Below are 20,356 nucleotides of genomic sequence, written 5' to 3' on the forward strand. Positions count from 1 at the left end.
CAAAATAAAAAGCCTGCTTCTGTTATAACAGAGGCAGGCTTTGAAGCAAAGGCAAACAAATGTAAGTACTTATATTAAAATGATAACTGAGACTAATCTGTACACTTTGCGTAAGGGGCTAACTACCAACTCCCTAGCTACCAGTTAAATGGATGCCATCTGTCTCAATGGTGATTTTCTGTGCTTTGAACAGGCCGCCGATGGATTTCTTAAAGGCTTTCTTACTCATTCCAAGCTGATCGTAAATCACGTTGGCATCGGTTTTATCATTAAGCGGTAAAAACCCACCGGCTTTGTTTAGCCTAGATAAAATCAGCATAGCGTGTTTATCAAGTTCAGCTTTACCACCTTGTTGCAGTACTAAATCGATTTTGCCGTCGCTGCGTACTTGCTTAATGTAACCAGTAATTGATTGACCGAATCTTAGTTTCTTGAACACTTCATTTTTGTAAATTACGCCCCAGTGACTATTGTTGATGATAGCTTTATAACCAAGGTCAGTTTGGCCTCCAATAATCAGTGAAACTTGTTCACCTTTACAGTAATTAGGTTCAGTTTTGTCAAGAAACTTATCAACTTTGGCTGAGGCAACGATACGCTCATCGACATGATTGATGTGCACGTACACTAAATACGAGAAGCCTTCTTCAACCGGGCGCTTTTGCTCACCGAAAGGGAGAAATAAGTCTTTGTCTAACCCCCAGTCTAGAAATGCACCGACTTTATTGGTCGCGACTGCTTTAAGAAAAGCAAATTCACCTACTTGGGCTTTAGGCTTTTGAGTAGTAGCGATCACCACGTCTTCGGAATCAAGGTATAAAAATACCTCAATTTTATCGCCAACTTGACTGTCTGCAGGGACATATTTTTTAGGTAGTAATACCTGACCTAATTCAAGGGCATTAAGGTACACACCAAAGCTTACTTCTTTGACGATTTCGAGTGAGTAGTGGTTGCCAATATCTATCATCTTACGCTCAATGTTGGAGGTTTTTATAACTGCGGCAATTATACACGGCTTTTTATCTTTGATAGTGCTTAACTTAAAAAATGCCAAAATATCCACTATAAATTAACCAATGTAAGCACCGCGCAAAATAAAGGTAGCCTTTTGAATGTTTTTGCTTGCTTATTGGTAGGTTAGCGAGTTAAATTCTCGCGCTTTTTGTTGATACGGCGCTCGTAAAGCATTGGATAAGTATATAGGTTTAAGTGACAAGACTATCGAGAGTTACTCAAACACTAAATTCTTGCTAAAGAGCGAAAAATAACGCAGTGTTAACTGTATTGTTCCATGGTTTTATATCGTTTTATTTGGAAAATGTTATGACTGAATGGTCTATTGAAGATGCGCGCGCAACCTATAACGTGACGCATTGGAGTCAGAAGTTTTTTGGGATCCGTGATGATGGTGAAGTGACGGTGTCACCTGATCCGCAAAATCCTGAGCATAAAATTGGCTTAAATGAGCTCGCTAAAGACATGGTTAAGGCCGGTGTGTCTTTACCCGTGCTGGTGCGTTTCCCACAGATTTTACACCATAGAGTTGAAAGCCTGTGCGAAGCCTTTAATGAGGCTATTCAGAAATACGAATATCAAAATAAATACCTGTTGGTTTACCCGATTAAGGTGAATCAACAGCAAACTGTTGTTGAAGAGATTTTAGCGAGTCAAAAATCTAAAGAAGTCCCGCAACTCGGGCTTGAGGCCGGCAGTAAGCCAGAGCTAATGGCGGTGCTTGCTATGGCACAAAAAGCTAGCTCGGTGATTGTTTGCAATGGTTATAAAGACAAAGAATACGTTCGCTTGGCATTAATTGGCGAGAAGCTTGGCCACAAAGTTTATATTGTGCTTGAGAAAATGTCCGAGCTAAAACTGGTACTTGCTGAAGCACAACAGCTTGGTGTTACCCCGCGTTTAGGTATTCGTGCGCGCCTTGCATTTCAGGGTAAAGGTAACTGGCAAGCCAGTGGTGGTGAAAAGTCAAAGTTTGGTTTATCTGCTGCGCAAGTATTACAGGTGGTTGAACAGCTTAAAGCACAAGATATGCTTCCTAGTTTGCAATTGTTGCACTTCCATTTAGGCTCGCAGATCGCCAATATTCGCGATATTAGGCAAGGTGTGAGTGAAGCTGGTCGCTTTTATTGTGAATTAAGGCAGCTTGGCGCTCCTGTGGATTGTTTTGACGTTGGTGGCGGTTTAGCTGTTGATTATGACGGCACCCGTAGCCAGTCAAGCAACTCAATGAACTATGGCCTAACAGAGTATGCCAATAATATCGTTAACGTGATGACGGATTTATGTAACGAGTATCAACAGCCAATGCCGTTGATTATCTCAGAGTCAGGTCGTCACCTTACTGCGCATCATGCGGTGTTGATTACCGATGTAATTGGCACGGAAGCTTATAAACCAGCTGACGTTACTGAGCCTGATGAAGATGCACCTCAACTATTACAAAATATGTGGCAGTCGTGGGGTGATTTAAAGGGACGTTTAGATCAACGTGCTTTAATCGAGGTTTATCACGATACGCAAAGCGATATGGCCGAGGCCAACTCATTGTTTGCGGTAGGTCAACTGACATTGGCGCAGCGCGCGTGGGCTGAGCAAACAAACTTGCGAGTGTGTCACGAGCTTAAAGGATTGCTAAGTAACAACAACCGCTTTCACCGACCAGTTATTGATGAGCTAAACAGCAAGCTAGCTGATAAGTTCTTTGTGAACTTTTCATTGTTCCAGTCATTACCTGATGCCTGGGGTATTGATCAGGTATTTCCTGTATTGCCGTTAACAGGACTGGATAAAGCACCCGAAAGACGTGCGGTGATGCTGGATATTACCTGTGACTCTGACGGTATTGTCGATCAATATGTTGATGGTCAAGGTATTGAGTCCACCTTACCCGTGCCGGCTTGGAGTGCTGAAAGCCCGTATTTAATTGGCTTTTTCATGGTTGGCGCTTATCAAGAAATTTTGGGCGATCTACACAACTTATTTGGTGATACTAACTCTGCAGTGGTGCGTTTAGACGATCAAGGCTTAGCCAATATTGACTCAGTGCTAGAGGGCGATACTGTAGCTGATGTGCTCAGATACGTGAATCTTGATGCAGTAGAATTTATGCGTACCTACGAAGAACTCGTCAACAAGCACATTGTAGAGAATGAGCGTGCATCAATTCTTGAAGAATTGCAGCTTGGCCTGAAAGGCTACACCTATTTAGAAGATTTCTCCTAGCGGTGTCACTTGCGCCGCAACTTTTGCTGCGGCGCGAGTTTTTGAGTGGTTAGATGTTTGAAGCCAGTGAAAAAAAACTTGAGATAGTTGTTGCGAATGAGTTTGGCTCGTTGAGAACTTTGCCTGATGACTTTAAGGCAAAGCTGTTAACGCTTGCTGGCGCTGAAATCTTATCTCACGTTCACAATGACTGCATCGATGCGTACGTGCTGAGTGAGTCGAGTTTATTTATTTGGGACAATAAACTACTGCTGTTGACTTGTGGGCAGTCAACCTTAATTGAGTCGGCGCTTTATGCATTAGGCGTAATTCCTACCGATCATATCATTAGTTTCAAGTATCAACGTAAAAGCGAACTTTTTGCGGCGCTGCAAACTACAACCTTTGCTGAGGATGCAAAGCTGTTAGCTCAGCAACTACCAGGTCGATCTCTGACGTTAGGTGACAAACCTGAGCAACAACATTTCATGTTCTATTATACTCATCGTGATTTAGATACAACATTAGTTCCGCTACCAGAGTTAACACCTCAAGAGCATTTAATAAGCGAATTAATGCTTTACCAACTCGATAGTGACAGTGCGGCACGTTTTATGGCGCTAAAAGGGCAAGGCAAAACCTTAACCGCAGCCAAGCAACGTAGGCTACTTAATATTGGTGAATTACTTGTGGGCTTTAAGTTTGACGACTATGCATTTAGCCCATGCGGATACTCGTTAAACGCAATTAGTGGCAGTTATTATTTAACCTTGCATTTAACTCCTCAAAGCAGTGGCTCTTACTTAAGCATTGAAACAAATCTAGATAATTTAACCATCGTTTTCGGGATATTTACTCGTTTACACCACCAATTTAGTCCGGCTCGTTGCGATCTTGTGTTAAGTGGTCATGGCGCTTTTACCAGTGATGTGAGTCAATACTTAGCAACAACGCTAAACCTCTGTGATAGCAAACACGGTAGCGATGTCAACATTGTCGACACTAGCCTTAATGAGTTAGATAACCATACTGAAAGCCCTGAGCAGAGATATACTATACACTTGCGCCAATTTTGCCGACGTCAATAAGACACGGTGCGCATTACTTTTGTTATTAAGTGAGGAGTCTATGACGACTTTTGCTGAAAAACCAGATTATTCATTGTATTCAAATGCGTTTGGCTACTTACGCCAGCCGTTAGATTTTAAACCACTAGCGAGCAACGCCGATGTCGTTGTCATTGGCCTACCGTTTGATATGGCGACTACAGGTCGCTCAGGCGGCCGCATGGGGCCCGATGCAATTCGCCGCGCCTCAGTTAACTTAGCCTGGGAGGATACTCGCTGGCCTTGGCATTTTAAGTTGAGCGATAGCATTAGCATTGTTGATGCGGGCGATTTAGTGTTCGACTGTGGCGATCAAGCCGACTTTACTGGCCGATTAGAAGCTTTTGCGACTAAAGTGGTCGAGTCTGATAAAGCGCTGTTGAGTTTTGGTGGTGACCACTTTGTTACATTGCCACTGCTGCGTGCTCACCATAAGAAATACGGCAAAATGGCTTTATTGCATTTCGATGCTCACACGGACACTTACAGTCAGGGCAGTAAATATGATCATGGCACCATGTTCTACCATGCGCCGAAAGAGGGGCTGATTGATGTTGAACATTCGATTCAGATCGGCATTCGCACTGAATACGAACAGCAAGGGCACGGTTTTGACGTAGTCGACGCTGCAACTGCAAATGAAATGACCGCAGATGCCATCATTGAACGTATTAAACAGCGTGTTGGTGATTTACCGCTATATGTAACCTTTGACATTGACTGCCTTGATCCTGCTTTTGCGCCGGGCACTGGTACGCCGGTGTGTGGTGGCTTAACCAGTGATAAAGCCATGAAGATTATTCGCGGCCTGCAGGGTATGAATATAGTGGGTATGGATGTGGTAGAAGTTGCCCCATCGTACGATCATGCAGACATTACCGCACTTGCTGGCGCCACATTAGGGCTTGAAATGCTGCATTCATGGGCAGTGGGTAAAAAGCTCGCACCGGCAAAAGACTAGTAATGTCATCGATTAATTGAAAAGCACAGCTGGAGTAGACACTTGCAGCTGTGCTTTTATTTGATAATCAAGAATTAAAAAGCGAACCGAACAATGAGTGATTTAAGTGATATTCGCCGCGAGTACACTCAAGGTGGATTAAGACGAGAGCAATTGCCAGACAATCCGATGGCATTGTTTGAAACCTGGCTTGAACAAGCACGTGATGCCAAGTTAATCGACCCAACTGCCATGAGTGTAGCAACGGTTGATGAAGACGGCCAACCATTTCAGCGCATTGTGCTATTAAAGCAATTTAGCGACAAAGGTTTTGTATTCTTTACCAATCTTGAAAGCCGTAAATCTAAGCAAATTGCCTGCAATAGCAAGGTAAGCTTGTTATTCCCTTGGAATGTATTAGAGCGTCAGGTGGCGGTAACTGGCGAGGCAAAGCCACTGTCTATGCTTGAGGTGAGTAAATACTTCATGAGCCGACCAAAAGACAGTCAGATTGCTGCCTGGGTGTCAAAGCAGTCTAGTAAGATTTCTGCCAGACAAGCCTTGGTGGGTAAATTTAACGAGATGAAAGCCAAATTTGCCGAAGGTGAAGTACCGCTGCCTAAATTCTGGGGCGGCTATATTGTTGAGCCAACAAGCATTGAGTTTTGGCAAGGTGGTGAAAGCCGCTTGCATGACCGGTTCTTGTATGAAAAACAGCAAGGTAATTGGCAGATTGATCGCTTAGCACCATAGGGCTTGTTATGAGTAAACCATTTATTTGGGTCGATGCTGATGCTTGCCCAAACCCTGTGAAAGACATGTTGTTTCGAGCAGCGGAGCGTAAACAGTTGCAACTACGCCTGGTTGCGAATCAACTAATCGGTCATCCTCCATCGCAATTTATCAAAGCGATTCGCGTGAGTAGTGGTTTTGATGAAGCTGATAACTTTATTGTCGAGCAAGCGTCACAAGGCGATTTAATCGTTACTGCTGATATCCCACTTGCAGCAGATGGCGTTGCAAAAGGTGCTTTGGTGGTGAACCCACGAGGTACTTTATATACAAAAGATAATGTTAAGCAAGCACTTAACTCGCGTAATTTTATGGAAGAAATGCGCTCAGCTGGTGTAGTTACCCAAGGACCCGCTAAATTCTCAGCTGCCGATAAGCATGCTTTTGCAAAAGTCCTGGATAAATGGCTTGCTAAGATAAATTAAAGATGACTAATATTTAGTTAGAGCGTTAATTTATTACGTCATAAAAAGGACTTACATCATGAAGACTCAACTCAAATGCTTATCTGTAGTAGCGCTTAGCGCTTTTTTTAGTGCTAGTGCGTTAGCTGGAGATTGGCAGGTTAATTCAGCCAACTCAAACGTCAGCTTTATTTCTACTAAAAAACAAGACATTGCTGAAGTACATCACTTTAAGAATCTATCTGGCAGTTTGTCGGAGTCAGGTGAGTTTAGTTTAACTATTCCACTTAAGAGTGTTGCGACAGGTATCGAGATACGCGATCAACGCATGCAGTCGATGTTGTTTGAGGTGAGTAAGTATCCAAGTATGATGCTTAGCGCTGAGGTTAAGCCTGAGTTGTATAAATCGCTTGCGGTAGGTCACAGTGTCATTGCACAGGTAAATGGTACGATTGACTTACATGGTATTAAAGCTGATAAAGTTTTTGATGTTATGGTCGCGAAAGTGGCAAAGGAAAAGTTACTTGTCACCAGTTTTAAACCCGTGGTAGTCAACGCCAAAGACTTTGGATTAGAAGGTGGGGTAGAAAAGCTTAGAGAAGTGGCTGGTTTATCAAGTATCAGCTTAGCAGTACCTGTGAGCTTTGTGATATCCTTATCGCAATAAATTTAAATAGTTAGCGAAAGAGGGCGCACTGTTAAATGCGCCTTTTAATTGCTCAAGGAGCCATAATGGTTACAGATAAAGACGGTTATGTTCATCTTATTCAGTACTTAACCGAACACTTGCACTTGTTTGAAACCAACGACGCTAGTGTTGAAGATGCTGGCAGTGTACTTGAGCTATTTGAAGAACAGTTATCAGCACAAATCATTATGGTTTGTGGTCAAAACCCGCAACTTAGTTTTGCCCAACGTAATATGGTTATCCGCGAGATCGATGCCATTGTTTATGATCTTGAAGAGATTTTAGGCTCCAAAGGTAATCATCAAGCAACAGCTCAACAAAGTATTTTTGTCACAGAATTCTCAGGCTTGATTAAAAACTTGTTTGATCAAGAAATCGAGCGCATGGTGCCTTAGGCTTGTTTGTGCTCGGTACCGCGCCAGACTCCATCTGCTGGTTACAGTCAGTTAGATACACAAATTTGGCATGCTAGATTAAATTGTAAAGCGCATGCACCCACCACAGCTAGCTTTATCGTAACAACTAGTTGTAGCGTAAAATACCTACCTCATTGATTGTCATAGTAAAAGGAATATAAATATGCTGCGTTATCTTTTCTTGTTTCTTATGATTAGTTTGTCAACACAAGTACACAGCAAACAAGCCGACCCTCAAAACCAGAGTAAACAAACGCTCAAAGGGTTTGAAACTATGACGGTAGCGGGCTCGAATTTAATGTTTGCTGCGCGTATGGACACCGGAGCGAGTAAGTCATCTTTGCACGCCGTTGATTTAGAAATCAAAGGCGGCGCGCATAAAAAGATGAAGAAAAATATTGGTAAAACCATTGAGTTCACAACCATGAATGAGCGTGGTGAAACAGCGCGCTTGTCTGGCAAGATTGTTGATACTTCTACGGTAAAAAACTCTCAAGGCACTGAAACACGCTACATTGTTGAGCTTGCCATTGGCTTCCCCGACAAACTCAAAACAGTGCAGGTTAATTTACGCGACCGCGCCCACATGGATTTTAAATTACTCATTGGCCGTAACTTCTTGAAAGGTGATTATGTGGTCGATGTGTCGGAGAAAAAGTACATTGGCCCAGTAGAAAAGCTGTCTATTGTTGAGTCTGACTTACTTTTTAAAACCCGCATTGACACTGGCGCAGTCGAGAACTCACTGCATGCGGTTGATATTCATATTGAAAATGAAGACAAAGATAATATGGATAACAATATAGGTAAGATGATCACTTTTACTACCGAAAACGAAAAGGGCAAAAAGGCGACCGTGAAGACTCGCATCACTAACACCTCACTTATTCGTAATGCTCAAGGTAGCGAAGTGCGCTATATGGTCAAACTCAAAATTGGTGAGCCGGGCAGTGAGTTTATGGTGGAGACCAATTTAAGAGACAGAAGCAAGATGAGTTATAAACTACTCATTGGGCGTAATTGGCTGCAAGGGCATTACATAGTGGATGTAGACCTTTAAAGAAGCGCCTTAGGCTAAAATTTTTTTCGCTCGCGACTAGCGCAAACAAAAAACGCCAACAAAAAACCGCTAACAGTAATGTCAGCGGTTTTTGTGATTTTATAGCGTTATAAAAGTAGTGTTAAGCCCGCATTGATTTTTCACCACGAGCAAGTCCTACGATGCCTGAGCGAGACACTTCAATAACCTTAGTGACATCAGCGAGGTTTCCTATAAAGGCGTCTATCTTTTCCCCCGTGCCAACCATTTGAATGGTATACAAGTTAGGAGTCACATCGACAATCTGGCCACGGAAGATATCAGCCGTGCGCTTTACTTCTTCGCGATTTGCGCCTTGCGCTTTTACCTTAATCAGGGCAATTTCACGCTCAATGTGCGCGCCTTCAGTAATGTTCGCAACCTTAAGAATATCAATCAGTTTGTGAAGCTGTTTCTCAATTTGTTCCAGTACGCTACCGTCAGCGGTAACCGTGATATTTAGCCGTGACAAGGTGTTATCTTCTGTCGGTGCCACGGTCAAGTTCTCAATGTTATAGCCGCGCTGTGAGAATAAGCCAACAACGCGAGATAAAGCACCGGGCTGGTTTTCAAGTAATACAGAAATAATTCGACGCATTAGCTTTTCTCCGTTTTGCTTAACCACATTTCATTCATCGCACCACCGCGAATAAGCATTGGGTACACGTGCTCAGTTTCGTCAACACTGATATCAACAAACACTAGCTTATCAGTCATGCTTAGTGCTTGTGCCAGCTTAGTTTCAAGCTCAGCAGGATCGCTAATCGTCATACCTACGTGACCATAAGCTTCAGCAATTTTGGCGAAGTTAGGTACAGAATCCATATAAGAGTGGGAGTGACGACCTGAATAAATCATGTCTTGCCACTGCTTAACCATGCCTAAGAAACGATTATTGAGGTTAATAATTTTCACCGGAATATCGTATTGCAGCGCTGTCGAAAGCTCTTGAATATTCATTTGAATAGAGCCATCGCCAGTAACACAAACTACGCAGGCATCAGGGTGGGCAAATTTAACGCCCATAGCCGCAGGCAAGCCAAAGCCCATGGTGCCTAGACCGCCAGAGTTAATCCAACGTCTTGGTTTATCAAATGGATAGTAAAGCGCGGCAAACATTTGGTGTTGACCCACGTCGGATGCAACATAAGCATCACCATTAGTCAGCTTATGGACGGTTTCAATTACCTGTTGCGGCTTAATTCTCTCTGAGCTTGTATCGTAAGCAAGGCACTTACGGTTACGCCATTGGTTGATTTGGCTCCACCACAAGTCCATGGCATTGGCATCGTTTGCTTTGCCAGAATCTTCTAAAAGCGACAGCATACTAGACAGCACTTTGTCAGCGCTGCCTACGATAGGAATATCAACCCGCACAGTTTTAGAAATAGATGATGGGTCAATGTCTATGTGGAGAATTTTGGCATTCGGGCAGTACTTTTCGACATTATTAGTTGTACGATCGTCAAATCGTACCCCAATACCGAAAATAAGGTCGCAGTTATGCATTGCCATGTTGGCTTCATAGAGGCCGTGCATGCCAAGCATGCCTAAACATTGTTGATGGGTGCCAGGAAATGCCCCTAATCCCATAAGAGTGTTTATCACTGGGATATTAAGCTTTTCAGCTAGCTGTAAAATTTGTTGATCACATTCTGATATGATCGCGCCTCCGCCAACATAAAGCACTGGCTTCTTTGCTTGTAATAAAGCCTCTAGACCACGTTTTATTTGACCCTTATGGCCAGTAGTCGTTGGGTTATATGAGCGCATGCTTACCGTTTCAGGGTAAACATAATCATGCAATACATCAGGATTCAAACAATCTTTAGGTAGGTCTATAACAACCGGGCCAGGACGTCCGCTTGCAGCAATGTAAAATGCTTTTTTGACGATAGCGGGTATGTCAGCAGGATCGGTAACCAAAAAGCTGTGTTTCACCACAGGCCGTGAAATACCAATCATGTCGCATTCTTGGAATGCATCATTACCAATTAAGTTACTTGGTACTTGGCCTGACAACACCACCATAGGAATTGAGTCCATATAAGCGGTAGCAATGCCGGTGACTGCATTAGTTGCGCCAGGGCCTGATGTCACAAGCACCACACCAACTTTGCCTGTTGAGCGGGCATAACCATCTGCCATATGCACGGCAGCTTGTTCATGACGCACAAGAATATGTTCAATACCAGAGATTTTGTGCAGAGAATCGTAAATGTCGAGGACGGACCCACCAGGGTAACCGAAAATATGTTCAACGCCCTCATCGATTAGAGAGCGCACAATCATGCTCGCGCCGGAAAGCTTTTCCATAAAAAACATCCTTTAAAGTTACCGTATGGTAAACAGTAGCTTGAATACAACGACGGTAATCGTTAAATCAGGGGGAGAGAAGGGTAATTCGCTCCCATGTCGAGCTCGATCAAGAGTATTGATACAGCCTTAAAAACATCATATGTAAAATTTAATTTACTGCAATAGCTGAAACTAATTTATTTTTATACTTGAAGTTTATTCAACTTTGTTGTTTTGAGTGCGCTTATGTGGATTTGAAAGGCTATAGCCTGTGTTGTGAGTAAACTTTGTGGATAGGGGGAAGAGAATAGTAGATTCTGAAGCGGCAATGATGCCGGAACCAATTTTTGGCACCGGCATTAAATATTTAAATTCGCTTAATAGAAGGGCAAACTTTTATGACTAGTTTGCTCTTTGTCTTGTTTGCAGCACAAGGCAAACCACTACCAATAATACTGAAATCAACATTAGCGCAGAGAATGGCACGGCATCGCCGGTATAGAACAGGGCTAAAAGTGGCCCAGCGAGAGCGCCAAAGCCAAATCGCAACGTGCCAATCACTGCAGTCGCCGTGCCGGTTTCTTGTTTAAACTTCATCAGTACGATGGCATCGGCATTCACCGACATGACACCCAAACAACCCATTAATGGGATTAGCATTGCCACTGTGTAGTGATAACTTAGCCCAAACACGTTAGCAGCTAGCAATGCTGATGCCGAAACAGTTGCGGCAAAGGTCGCCATTACCAACATACGTTTTGAACCAAAGCGACCAACGATTCTAGAGTTAATAATATTGGCGAGCATCAATGCGCCAACATTACTACTAAACAAAATTGCAAACATGTTTTTGCTTAGCTCAAACACTTCCATGTAAACAAATGGTGATGCGGTTAGGTAACAGAAAAATGCAAATGACGTCAGTACGCCACAAATGATGTTGAGTTTTACACCCTCGCGAGAAAATACCGTGTAGTAGGCTCGAAAAAACGATTTCTGACTGCGCTCATTGCCAGCATCACTAGGCATTTTAAGTTTGATGAGCACCAATATTAGCAAGCTAAAAGCATATAAAGCCTGACTGGCAAAAATCATGTGCCAGTCAGCAAAGCCAAGGATAATACTGCCAAGGGACGGTGCAACAAGCGGCGCTAACATCATAATCAAACTGACATACGACATGCCTTTAGCTGTGTTATTACCGTAAACCTCTTTAATGTAGCCAGGAACTACTACGGTCGCTGCCGCGCCTATAAACGCTTGTAAAAAGCGTAATGACAAAAATACTTCGACGCTGGTGGTTATCGCAATAAGTGTACTGACTAGGGTAAAGCCTGATAAGCCAACTATCACTAACGGACGGCGTCCAAAACGATCGGCTAATGGGCCAAAGGTAAGCATTCCTATTGCGTAACCCGCTAGGTAAATGCTCAAAGACTGTTGAACAGTTGTTACACTAGAATTGAAGCTGTCAGCCAATATCGACATTGCGGGTAAATACATGTCGATTGCCAATGGGGTGATGGCAACAATCGCCGCTAGCATTGGGATTAATAATGCAAGTGGGGGGAAGTTAGCTAGGGGATCTGTTTGATTGACATGGGTACTGGAACGCAAAACTACCTCAGAATACCGTTGAAAACAGTAATATTTTAACACGCCAACTAAATTAGCGTCCGGCTAATTACGTTTTAATTGTAAGATTTTACAAAGATTGCAGCTTGCAATATATCGTTAATCTTATCGACGCAAATTTGTCATTTTTATCCAGTACGTTATGCGAAATCAAAAAAAACAGGACGTACTAAAAATGAAAAAGCGCTTATTTTCTTTATCGGTAATTTGTTCAGCCATGTTGCTAAGTGCATGTGATGGCGATGATGGTGTCAATGGCACTAACGGCAGCAATGGTGAGAACGGAAAGGATGGCTATAACACTGTCATATCAACAACCGATATTGCTAAAGGTAGTGAACAATGTGTGTTTGGTGGGCAAATGATCCAAGCTGGGTTAGATGTTAACCGCAATGGCGTGCTTGATGCTGATGAAGTTGATGCGAGCTTAACAGTTTATCAATGCAATGAAGCACAGGGGAAATTAGCGGCTAATTTGATTGGTCGCTATGAATCTGGCGTGTTTGGCCAAAGCGCCGCTGAAATTGTTGATTTTTACGCGTCAAGTAAACAAGCATTTGTCGTAAACGCGCAAAGTGGCATGGTAGATGTGCTCGACTTGTCAAAATTAAGTGCCGCTGAACAAGTTGAGAATCCATTCACGCTAAACAATATCGACAAGCTGATGACAATAGACGCAGCTGCCGATAGCGCGTTAACAGGCTTAGGTAGCGTAAACAGTGTTGCTGTACATGGTGATTTAATGGCGATGGCGATTGAACGTGCTGATAGCGCTGGTAACAGCAAGCAAGGTAATGGCGTAATAGCATTTTATCGTTTGAGCGATTCTGCAGTTCCAGTATTCCTGAAAACGGTTGAGGCTGGCGCGCTTCCAGACAATGTGACATTTAGTCCTGATGGCGCGTATTTACTGGTAGCCAACGAAGGTGAGCCAAATGATGCTTATGATGTTGACCCAGAAGGTAGTGTGTCAATTATTGCAATCACTGATAATACCCCTGCAGATACGGCAACAAGTGTTGGCTTTACTGAGTTTAATGTTGGAAGCCCACGTAATAGCGAGCTAAGCGATAAGATTAAAATCAACGGCCCTGGAGCTAGTATCGCTCAAGATCTAGAGCCTGAATACGTCGCAGTTTCACAAGACAGTAAATACGCATTTGTTAGCTTACAAGAAAACAATGCTATTGCTGTGATTGATATTGCTAACGCAGAGGTGGTGCGGATCAATGCACTAGGTCTTAAAGACTATGGCTTACTCGGTAATGAAATCGATGCATCTGATAAAGATGACATGATCAATATTCGCACTTATCAGGGTGTATACGGCATGTATCAACCAGATACTATCGCAAGCTATCAATGGGGCAACACCGATTTCATCGTTAGCGCTAACGAAGGTGACTCACGCGACTACAGTGATTTCTCAGAGGAAGTGCGAGCTGAAGATCTCACATTATCAGCAAACCACCCTCAAGTTGCGGCAGCGCAAGATAAAACGCTACTTGGCCGTTTAAAAGTCACAACGTCAATGGGTGAGTCTGAAACCGCTGGCATTTACGATAAAATTGTATCTTACGGTGCGCGCTCATTCTCTATTTGGACTAAAGAAGGCACGCAAGTTTTTGATAGTGGTAGCCAGTTTGAAAAAATCACAGCGGCATTGCTTGGTGATGACTTCAATAACCATAATGAAGAAAGCAAAGGCGACAGCCGCAGTGATGATAAAGGGCCTGAGCCGGAAGCGGTTGCATTGGGTAAAGTCGGTGACGCCTTGTATGCATTCATCGGATTAGAGCGCACCGGCGGCTTTATGATTTATGATGTGACCAATCCTTTTGAGGTTAGCTTTATTGATTATGTCGTTAATCGTGATTTTGATGTCGAGTTCGAAATCGATGGAGCTGATATCACAGGTACACCAGAACTTGCCGGTGATTTAGGTCCTGAAGGGATGAAGTTTGTTGATGCAATGAATAGCCCGACCGGTTTGCCTTTGCTTATTGTCGGTAATGAAGTGAGTGGTAGCACTGCGGTTTACCAGTTCGAGCTAAACTAAACTGACAATTATTCGTTCAAGCTCCAGTAACAAGAGTATTGAACCTTAATTTTGTTTAAAAATTTAAACTAGTGCAGTGTACGAAAAAGCCAACGGTCATACCGTTGGCTTTTTACTTGTGACGATTAACTGCTAGTTAACTCGTCTCGTCAGCTTCTTTGCTATCCTGGTGCGGTAAAACAGCATTTAGGATGATGGCGACGATACCGCATAGACTAATGCCAGATAAGCTAAACTCGCCAATACCAAACGCCATGCCACCAATGCCGAATACCAGTGTTACTGCGACAATTGTGAGGTTTCGCGGCTCTGATAAATCAACCTGATTGCGTATTAGGGTATTTAAGCCCACAGCGGCAATCGAGCCAAACAACAAGCACATAATGCCGCCCATTACAGGTACTGGAATGGTTTGCATCAGCGCACCTAGTTTGCCGACAAAGGCGAGAATAATGGCAGTAATTGCCGTCCAGGTCATAATGCGAGGGTCAAAGCTCTTGGTTAAAGTTACCGCGCCAGTTACCTCTGAATATGTGGTGTTTGGCGGGCCGCCGAATGTAGAGGCTGCAATAGTGGCAACACCATCACCCATAAGCGTGCGATGTAGCCCAGGCTTTTTCAAATAATCCTTACCGGTTACATTAGAAATAGCCAGAATATCCCCGATATGTTCAACCGCTGGTGCGATTGCCACTGGTAACATGAACAATATAGCTTGCCAGTGAAACTCGGGCGCGACAAAGTTGGGTAGGGCTACCCAACTGGCGTTAGCGACAGGTGAGAAGTCAACAATGCCGAAAAATAAGCTCATGATGTAACCAACAACAATGCCGGCTAGAATTGGCATTAGTCGAGTAATTCCTTTGGCGAACACGGCAACAATAATCGTTGTGGTCAATGCACCTAGCGAAATAATGAGCGCCGTTGATTGCTCAATTAACACCGCGCTACCATCACCAGTTTTCCCCAGAGCCATATTTACAGCTACCGGTGCAAGGCCTAAACCGATGATCATAATGACTGGGCCAACCACCACAGGCGGTAACAGCTTATGAATAAAATCCGTGCCCTTAAACTTCACGGCGGTGCCCATCAATACATAAACAAAACCCGCTGCCATTAAGCCACCCATGGTAGCTGGGATGCCCCAGGTTTGAACGCCATATAAAATTGGTGCGATGAACGCAAATGACGAGGCTAGAAAGATAGGGACTTGTCGTTTAGTGATAAGTTGAAATAATAGGGTACCAATACCTGCAGTAAATAGCGCTACACTGGTATCTAGCCCTGTGATTAAGGGCATGAGCACCAGCGCGCCAAATGCGACAAATAACATTTGTGCGCCCTGAAGTGGTACAAACATACGATTCATTTCCGTCTCCATTTAGTGATGATTAAATTTGATTAATTACAATCATCTATTAACCGATCGTGCTAATCGTGATTTACTTCCTGTCACATTCTTATGTTACACTTTGGTCACTTTGTTTTGTTGCGTTTATCCTATCTAATGTTAAAAAATACACTCAATGTCATACTTTTAGCTGCTTCATTAGTTTTTACTACATCAATTTCGGCTGTGGAAATTAAGAAGTTGGATCAGGCTGATATACAAGTTAATAGTCGCAGCAAAACTGATCGCACTAACGCATTAAAGCAAGCTTTGTCGCAAGTGTTTGTGAAAAACTCAGGTAACGCCAGTGTGTTAAGTCATGAACTAGTGAGTGCTCAGGTTCAAAAACCACAGTCATTACTGACGCAATACAACTATTACCAACAAGATAACCAACTGTATTTGCAGGCTATCTTTGATCACCAGCAGTTAGTACAAATTCTACGTAAAGCTGACCTACCTGTGTGGGGCGCGCAGAGGCCATTGACATTGTTTTGGCTAAGTATGCCAAGTGAAAACGGTTATGAAATTGTGTCTGACGCTATGGTGAGCGCCAATGAAGATGGCATGAACGACTATGCAATTAGCCAGGGGATCCCTGTGCTATTTCCGTTGATGGATTTAGACGATTTGATGCAGGTAAGTGTTACCGATGTGCGTGGGCAATTTGCACAATCGGTGGCGATGGCTAGCCAAAGGTATGATGCCGAGTACTTTGTCGTGGCCAATATGGATACCTTTGCTGGTGAAGTGCGTTACCAAATGAGTTTATATGCCAAGGATAGCCAAGATCCGATTATGCAGCCGTTACTTTCTCATCAAGGTCTGGCGCTAGATTACCAGCTAGCTGGGCAGCAAATGATGGATAAATTAGCGCAGTACTTTGTTAGCCAATACGCGATAGCATCTTCTGGCGAAGATTTATCGACATTACTTAGTTTTGTCGGCATTACATCAATGAAAGATGTGGTGGAAATTGAAAGTTATTTGCAAGAGTTAACTGCAGTTAAAGCCATTCAGTTGCACCAAATTAATGCTGATACTGTGACTTATGCCGTTGATTTATTTAGCCAGGTTGCCGACTTGCAACGACTGCTAAATATCGACAATCGCATACAAGATATTACCATACCTCAAACTGAGTCCACTTTAGGTAGCGGCTCAAGCTTTGATCAAGGATTTGGTCAAAGTCCAGATCAAACGAATGAGCAGCCTAGTGAGAAAGACGGTGAGCCGGTTACCCTCATATATCAATGGCTAGCACGCTAGGCATTGACGTTCCTTGCGGTGAAAGTTCACCGCACTATTCTTAGCTTGTGTTATACTGGCGCCGTTAAAATTTAGCGAGATCTCAATTTAGTGAGTCAACATTCCCCAAAACAGCTTTCATTACCCGTTTATTTACCGGACGATGAGACATTTGATAGTTATTATCCTGCATCTGGCAATGATGAACTGATCGAAAAGCTGCAAGCCAGTGCCAAAGGGGAGTTATGCAATTCGCTATTCATCTTTGGACCGGAAAAGTCTGGTCGTACACATTTACTGCATGCCGCTTGCGCTCAAGCTAATGAATTCGAGCGACGCACCTTATATGTGCCACTAGGTATCCACGCCAGTATTTCAACGGATTTGTTTGAAGGTTTAGAGTCTTTACAGCTTATTTGCATCGATGACGTTGATGCCATTGCAGGACACCCAATTTGGGAAGAAGCGCTATTTCATTTATATAACCGCATTAATGAGCAGCAAGACTGCCAGCTTATTGTGAGTGGCTGTAAGTCACCAACCGAAGCTGGTTTCTCACTTCCTGATCTCGTCAGCCGTATGCAATGGGGGCTCAGTTACCAATTGCAACCAATGAAAGATGATGACAAATTGCTTGCTTTGCAGCGCCGTGCTGCAATGCGTGGGTTGCAGCTTTCGGACGACGTTGGACGCTTCTTACTTAATCGTATGGCAAGAGACTTACGTACCTTGTTTGATGTACTAGATAAGCTAGATAAAGCGTCTATGGTTCATCAACGCAAGCTGACGATCCCTTTTATCAAAGAAATGCTCAGGCTTTAGGGGCAAATCATCTGTGAACGCTTGTCGCGCTAGCATTAAATAGCGTGGGCAATTCGCCTTTCAACATTGTTAGTACAATTAATTCACACCTATTGCATATACACGTAATGCTGTATATGCTCAAAACATGTTCCCTGTTTGCTTTTCTAGTTTGGTATCAAAGGTTTATTGCTGTGCAAAAAACTGAGATCATAAAAACGCTTCAAGCAGATCCTAATTTTGATGAAGCGAATATCAATGAGCTGCTTTACCAGTCAAACCGTGATATCGCCAAGCGTTCATCGACGGGGAGTTATATTTACCTGTTGATATGGTTTGCACTCGTACTGCCATCAAACTTATGGCAAGTTAACTCAAACTTATCCATTATTGTGACTTGCGCTTTTTTGCTGTTAGCTTGTTTGCGTTTGCCGTATGTATTTAAATTCGATTCCATCTATTTAAAATTCCCTGGCGTGTGGCGTTACGGTTTTCCCCTGATCGTTTTGTCTCCTGCTTTAATGTGGGGCACATTATGTTCATTGTGCTTCGTTATTCCTAAACTTGAGCCTTATGCGCTGATTATTATTATCTCAACAGCTGGCCTGACAGGTGGTGGCGTTGCAGCGCTTATTCCATCGCGCTTCCTTACTATTGGATTGTTTTCGGCATTTTTAGTGCCGCCCTTTATCACGCTGGTAGTCACTCAACATGAAAATGTATCGTTAACGCTAGTTTTTGCAATCTATTGGCTAGGTATGTATTCAACTACCAATGAGCAACACGCTCAGTATTGGAAGGCCCTAAAAGATTCGCTGTTTATCAAAAATCATGCAAAAGAGCTTGAGCATCTCAATAATATGGATGAGCTAAGCGGATTAAAAAATAAGCGCTACTTTAACAAGGCTCTGATGCAAAACGTGAAATTGGCTGCTAGAGCTAGTGGACCACTCGCAGTAATGCTACTTGATATTGATAACTTCAAACAAATTAACGATAAGTATGGTCATCTTGTCGGGGATGTGAGTATTCATAAGCTTGGTGAAGTGCTTAAATCAATCGTCAAAAGAGATACTGATGTTGTTGCTAGGTTCGGTGGGGACGAGTTTGCGGTAATTTTACCTAGTCAGGATAGGCAGCGCTGTGTTGAGATAGGTGAAACTATTTGTCGCGCGGTGGCTTCACTGAATCCAAGTTCACCAGAATCGAGCCTTGTGGATCAAAGCCCGCAGGTTAAGTTTACCGTAAGCATAGGGCTTTGCTTTAGTATGCCGACATCGAGTACGCATCATAACGATCTTGTTGAGCAAGCTGACCACGCGCTTTATGAAGCGAAACATCAAGGCAAAAACCGTGTCGTTGTAGTAGACAATCACTAGTTTCCCAATCTGAGGTTAAGCGGACGAAAAAGCGCCTTGTGATTGCAAACTTACCATTGGTATCAATGACCGTCGCAATGACAAAGGCGCGAATTTAGCCAACCCTTTGTTGGCTGTGAATTACTTGTCTTTATTCTTGTGCTTTTTCAGCCCAAGTCCTAGCTCTCTACCACGTTTGCGCGCATAGAAAGGAAAGCCTATGAGTAGCAAGCTGATCAAAACCGACTCAATAATCGCAAACAGCAATAACTCTTCAGTGACATAAACTAGGGTAAGGCCATGCAATAAATATAGGCATAGAATGAAGCTCGCCCACGCATAGGTGTATGGGTTGCCCGTAATTACGCCTTTTAATGGCAACAATAGCGGTAGTATCCAAAGTACACTAAACGCCATTGAATAGTCGCCATTTATCCCTTGCTGGATAAAGTAACCAGCGAGCAAAGCGACCAACGCTAGATAGCCGATACGGCAAAGCTGCATCAAGGTTGCTGAACTCATACCCGATTGAACTTGGTTATCTTGCATGTTTAAACCTATAGGATCTCAAGCACATTTTCAGGAGGACGACCCACTGCAGCCTTACCATTAGCGAACACAATAGGGCGCTCAATTAACTTAGGTGTTGCAACCATGGCTTCAATAAGTTGCTCGTTTGATAATGCAGCATCACCTAGATTTTGCTCTTTGTATTCTGTCTCTTTGGTGCGCATCATCTCACGTGGTGAGGTTAAACCAAGTAGCTCAATGGTTTTGCTAATGTCTTGTACAGAAGGTGGCGTTTTTAAATACTCAACAATCGTGATCTCAGCTTGTTGTTCTTCAAGTAACGCCAGCGTTTGACGGCTCTTTGAGCAGCGTGGATTGTGATAGATAGTTGCTTTTGTCATTGTTGCTTCC

At 43.3% G+C, this 20,356-nt stretch carries 19 protein-coding genes; 12 read left to right on the top strand and 7 right to left on the bottom strand.

Annotation, left to right across the window (positions count from 1 at the left end):
- Nucleotides 1–133: 133 nt before the first annotated feature.
- On the bottom strand, nucleotides 134–970 hold the full coding sequence (locus tag G3R49_RS08150) for a S1 RNA-binding domain-containing protein (protein WP_167869293.1): 837 nt from the start codon (nucleotides 968–970) through the stop codon (nucleotides 134–136).
- Between the two features lie 356 nt (nucleotides 971–1,326).
- On the opposite strand from G3R49_RS08150, the gene speA reads away from it, so the two are divergent.
- The 8 genes from speA to G3R49_RS08190 all read left to right on the top strand — a co-directional run bounded on the left by speA (nucleotide 1,327) and on the right by G3R49_RS08190 (nucleotide 8,625).
- On the top strand, nucleotides 1,327–3,240 hold the full coding sequence (gene speA / locus G3R49_RS08155; protein ID WP_130597437.1) for a biosynthetic arginine decarboxylase: 1,914 nt from the start codon (nucleotides 1,327–1,329) through the stop codon (nucleotides 3,238–3,240).
- A gap of 53 nt (nucleotides 3,241–3,293) precedes the next feature.
- Entirely contained in the window at nucleotides 3,294–4,307 is a 1,014-nt protein-coding gene (locus G3R49_RS08160; protein ID WP_167869294.1) for an adenosylmethionine decarboxylase, read from the top strand.
- A gap of 40 nt (nucleotides 4,308–4,347) precedes the next feature.
- Nucleotides 4,348–5,286 (top strand): agmatinase, encoded by a 939-nt coding sequence (gene speB / locus G3R49_RS08165; protein ID WP_130597435.1) that lies wholly within the window; start codon nucleotides 4,348–4,350, stop codon nucleotides 5,284–5,286.
- Nucleotides 5,287–5,379: 93 nt separating this feature from the next.
- Nucleotides 5,380–6,018, top strand: coding sequence for a pyridoxamine 5'-phosphate oxidase (gene pdxH / locus G3R49_RS08170; protein WP_130597434.1), 639 nt, complete (start codon nucleotides 5,380–5,382; stop codon nucleotides 6,016–6,018).
- An 8-nt stretch (nucleotides 6,019–6,026) separates the two neighbouring features.
- Nucleotides 6,027–6,482 carry a YaiI/YqxD family protein gene (locus G3R49_RS08175; protein ID WP_130597433.1) on the top strand — a complete coding sequence of 152 codons (456 nt, stop codon included), beginning with the start codon at nucleotides 6,027–6,029 and terminating at the stop codon, nucleotides 6,480–6,482.
- A gap of 58 nt (nucleotides 6,483–6,540) precedes the next feature.
- Nucleotides 6,541–7,128, top strand: a complete 588-nt coding sequence (locus tag G3R49_RS08180; RefSeq protein ID WP_130597432.1) for a YceI family protein — start codon at nucleotides 6,541–6,543, stop codon at nucleotides 7,126–7,128.
- 65 nt (nucleotides 7,129–7,193) lie between these two features.
- A complete protein-coding gene (locus G3R49_RS08185) occupies nucleotides 7,194–7,544 on the top strand; it encodes a DUF3802 family protein (protein WP_130597431.1) in 351 nt (116 codons plus the stop codon).
- A 184-nt stretch (nucleotides 7,545–7,728) separates the two neighbouring features.
- Entirely contained in the window at nucleotides 7,729–8,625 is an 897-nt protein-coding gene (locus G3R49_RS08190; RefSeq protein WP_167869295.1) for a RimK/LysX family protein, read from the top strand.
- Between the two features lie 121 nt (nucleotides 8,626–8,746).
- Here G3R49_RS08190 and ilvN read toward each other — a convergent pair whose 3' ends face one another.
- The 3 genes from ilvN to G3R49_RS08205 form a co-directional block, all read right to left on the bottom strand.
- On the bottom strand, nucleotides 8,747–9,241 hold the full coding sequence (gene ilvN / locus G3R49_RS08195) for an acetolactate synthase small subunit (protein ID WP_167869296.1): 495 nt from the start codon (nucleotides 9,239–9,241) through the stop codon (nucleotides 8,747–8,749).
- Complete coding sequence (locus tag G3R49_RS08200; protein ID WP_130597428.1) at nucleotides 9,241–10,959, bottom strand: acetolactate synthase 3 large subunit; 1,719 nt, start codon at nucleotides 10,957–10,959, stop codon at nucleotides 9,241–9,243. The genes ilvN and G3R49_RS08200 overlap by 1 nt, the downstream gene beginning before the upstream one ends.
- Nucleotides 10,960–11,343: 384 nt before the next feature.
- Nucleotides 11,344–12,558, bottom strand: coding sequence for a multidrug effflux MFS transporter (locus G3R49_RS08205; RefSeq protein ID WP_245335286.1), 1,215 nt, complete (start codon nucleotides 12,556–12,558; stop codon nucleotides 11,344–11,346).
- Between the two features lie 193 nt (nucleotides 12,559–12,751).
- Between G3R49_RS08205 and G3R49_RS08210 the strand changes: the two genes are divergently transcribed.
- Entirely contained in the window at nucleotides 12,752–14,635 is a 1,884-nt protein-coding gene (locus G3R49_RS08210) for a choice-of-anchor I family protein (RefSeq protein WP_167869297.1), read from the top strand.
- Nucleotides 14,636–14,771: 136 nt separating this feature from the next.
- Here G3R49_RS08210 and G3R49_RS08215 read toward each other — a convergent pair whose 3' ends face one another.
- Complete coding sequence (locus G3R49_RS08215; RefSeq protein WP_167869298.1) at nucleotides 14,772–16,007, bottom strand: uracil-xanthine permease family protein; 1,236 nt, start codon at nucleotides 16,005–16,007, stop codon at nucleotides 14,772–14,774.
- A gap of 207 nt (nucleotides 16,008–16,214) precedes the next feature.
- On the opposite strand from G3R49_RS08215, the gene G3R49_RS08220 reads away from it, so the two are divergent.
- The 3 genes from G3R49_RS08220 (at nucleotide 16,215) to G3R49_RS20300 (ending at nucleotide 19,456) form a co-directional block, all read left to right on the top strand.
- The gene (locus G3R49_RS08220) at nucleotides 16,215–17,297 is read left to right on the top strand and encodes a DUF2066 domain-containing protein (RefSeq protein WP_167869299.1); all 1,083 of its coding nucleotides are present in this window, start codon (nucleotides 16,215–16,217) and stop codon (nucleotides 17,295–17,297) included.
- 90 nt (nucleotides 17,298–17,387) lie between these two features.
- Nucleotides 17,388–18,098 (top strand): DnaA inactivator Hda, encoded by a 711-nt coding sequence (hda, locus tag G3R49_RS08225; RefSeq protein WP_167869300.1) that lies wholly within the window; start codon nucleotides 17,388–17,390, stop codon nucleotides 18,096–18,098.
- 173 nt (nucleotides 18,099–18,271) lie between these two features.
- Nucleotides 18,272–19,456, top strand: coding sequence for a sensor domain-containing diguanylate cyclase (locus G3R49_RS20300; RefSeq protein ID WP_167869301.1), 1,185 nt, complete (start codon nucleotides 18,272–18,274; stop codon nucleotides 19,454–19,456).
- 120 nt (nucleotides 19,457–19,576) lie between these two features.
- Here G3R49_RS20300 and G3R49_RS08235 read toward each other — a convergent pair whose 3' ends face one another.
- Complete coding sequence (locus G3R49_RS08235) at nucleotides 19,577–19,957, bottom strand: DUF2069 domain-containing protein (protein ID WP_167869416.1); 381 nt, start codon at nucleotides 19,955–19,957, stop codon at nucleotides 19,577–19,579.
- A gap of 35 nt (nucleotides 19,958–19,992) precedes the next feature.
- Nucleotides 19,993–20,346, bottom strand: a complete 354-nt coding sequence (gene arsC, locus G3R49_RS08240; protein WP_130597422.1) for an arsenate reductase (glutaredoxin) — start codon at nucleotides 20,344–20,346, stop codon at nucleotides 19,993–19,995.
- Between the last annotated feature and the right edge of the window lie 10 nt (nucleotides 20,347–20,356).

Origin of the sequence: Shewanella sp. WXL01, from assembly GCF_012263345.1 — a bacterium.
Lineage (GTDB): Bacteria > Pseudomonadota > Gammaproteobacteria > Enterobacterales > Shewanellaceae > Shewanella > Shewanella maritima.

What these genes read in the sequence shown, in the direction of transcription:
- G3R49_RS08150 (WP_167869293.1), bottom strand. Translation starts at nt 970, where the DNA reads ATGATAGATATTGGCAACCACTACTCACTCGAAATCGTCAAAGAAGTA.
- speA (WP_130597437.1), top strand. Translation starts at nt 1,327, where the DNA reads ATGACTGAATGGTCTATTGAAGATGCGCGCGCAACCTATAACGTGACG.
- G3R49_RS08160 (WP_167869294.1), top strand. Translation starts at nt 3,294, where the DNA reads ATGTTTGAAGCCAGTGAAAAAAAACTTGAGATAGTTGTTGCGAATGAG.
- speB (WP_130597435.1), top strand. Translation starts at nt 4,348, where the DNA reads ATGACGACTTTTGCTGAAAAACCAGATTATTCATTGTATTCAAATGCG.
- pdxH (WP_130597434.1), top strand. Translation starts at nt 5,380, where the DNA reads ATGAGTGATTTAAGTGATATTCGCCGCGAGTACACTCAAGGTGGATTA.
- G3R49_RS08175 (WP_130597433.1), top strand. Translation starts at nt 6,027, where the DNA reads ATGAGTAAACCATTTATTTGGGTCGATGCTGATGCTTGCCCAAACCCT.
- G3R49_RS08180 (WP_130597432.1), top strand. Translation starts at nt 6,541, where the DNA reads ATGAAGACTCAACTCAAATGCTTATCTGTAGTAGCGCTTAGCGCTTTT.
- G3R49_RS08185 (WP_130597431.1), top strand. Translation starts at nt 7,194, where the DNA reads ATGGTTACAGATAAAGACGGTTATGTTCATCTTATTCAGTACTTAACC.
- G3R49_RS08190 (WP_167869295.1), top strand. Translation starts at nt 7,729, where the DNA reads ATGCTGCGTTATCTTTTCTTGTTTCTTATGATTAGTTTGTCAACACAA.
- ilvN (WP_167869296.1), bottom strand. Translation starts at nt 9,241, where the DNA reads ATGCGTCGAATTATTTCTGTATTACTTGAAAACCAGCCCGGTGCTTTA.
- G3R49_RS08200 (WP_130597428.1), bottom strand. Translation starts at nt 10,959, where the DNA reads ATGGAAAAGCTTTCCGGCGCGAGCATGATTGTGCGCTCTCTAATCGAT.
- G3R49_RS08210 (WP_167869297.1), top strand. Translation starts at nt 12,752, where the DNA reads ATGAAAAAGCGCTTATTTTCTTTATCGGTAATTTGTTCAGCCATGTTG.
- G3R49_RS08215 (WP_167869298.1), bottom strand. Translation starts at nt 16,007, where the DNA reads ATGAATCGTATGTTTGTACCACTTCAGGGCGCACAAATGTTATTTGTC.
- G3R49_RS08235 (WP_167869416.1), bottom strand. Translation starts at nt 19,957, where the DNA reads ATGAGTTCAGCAACCTTGATGCAGCTTTGCCGTATCGGCTATCTAGCG.
- arsC (WP_130597422.1), bottom strand. Translation starts at nt 20,346, where the DNA reads ATGACAAAAGCAACTATCTATCACAATCCACGCTGCTCAAAGAGCCGT.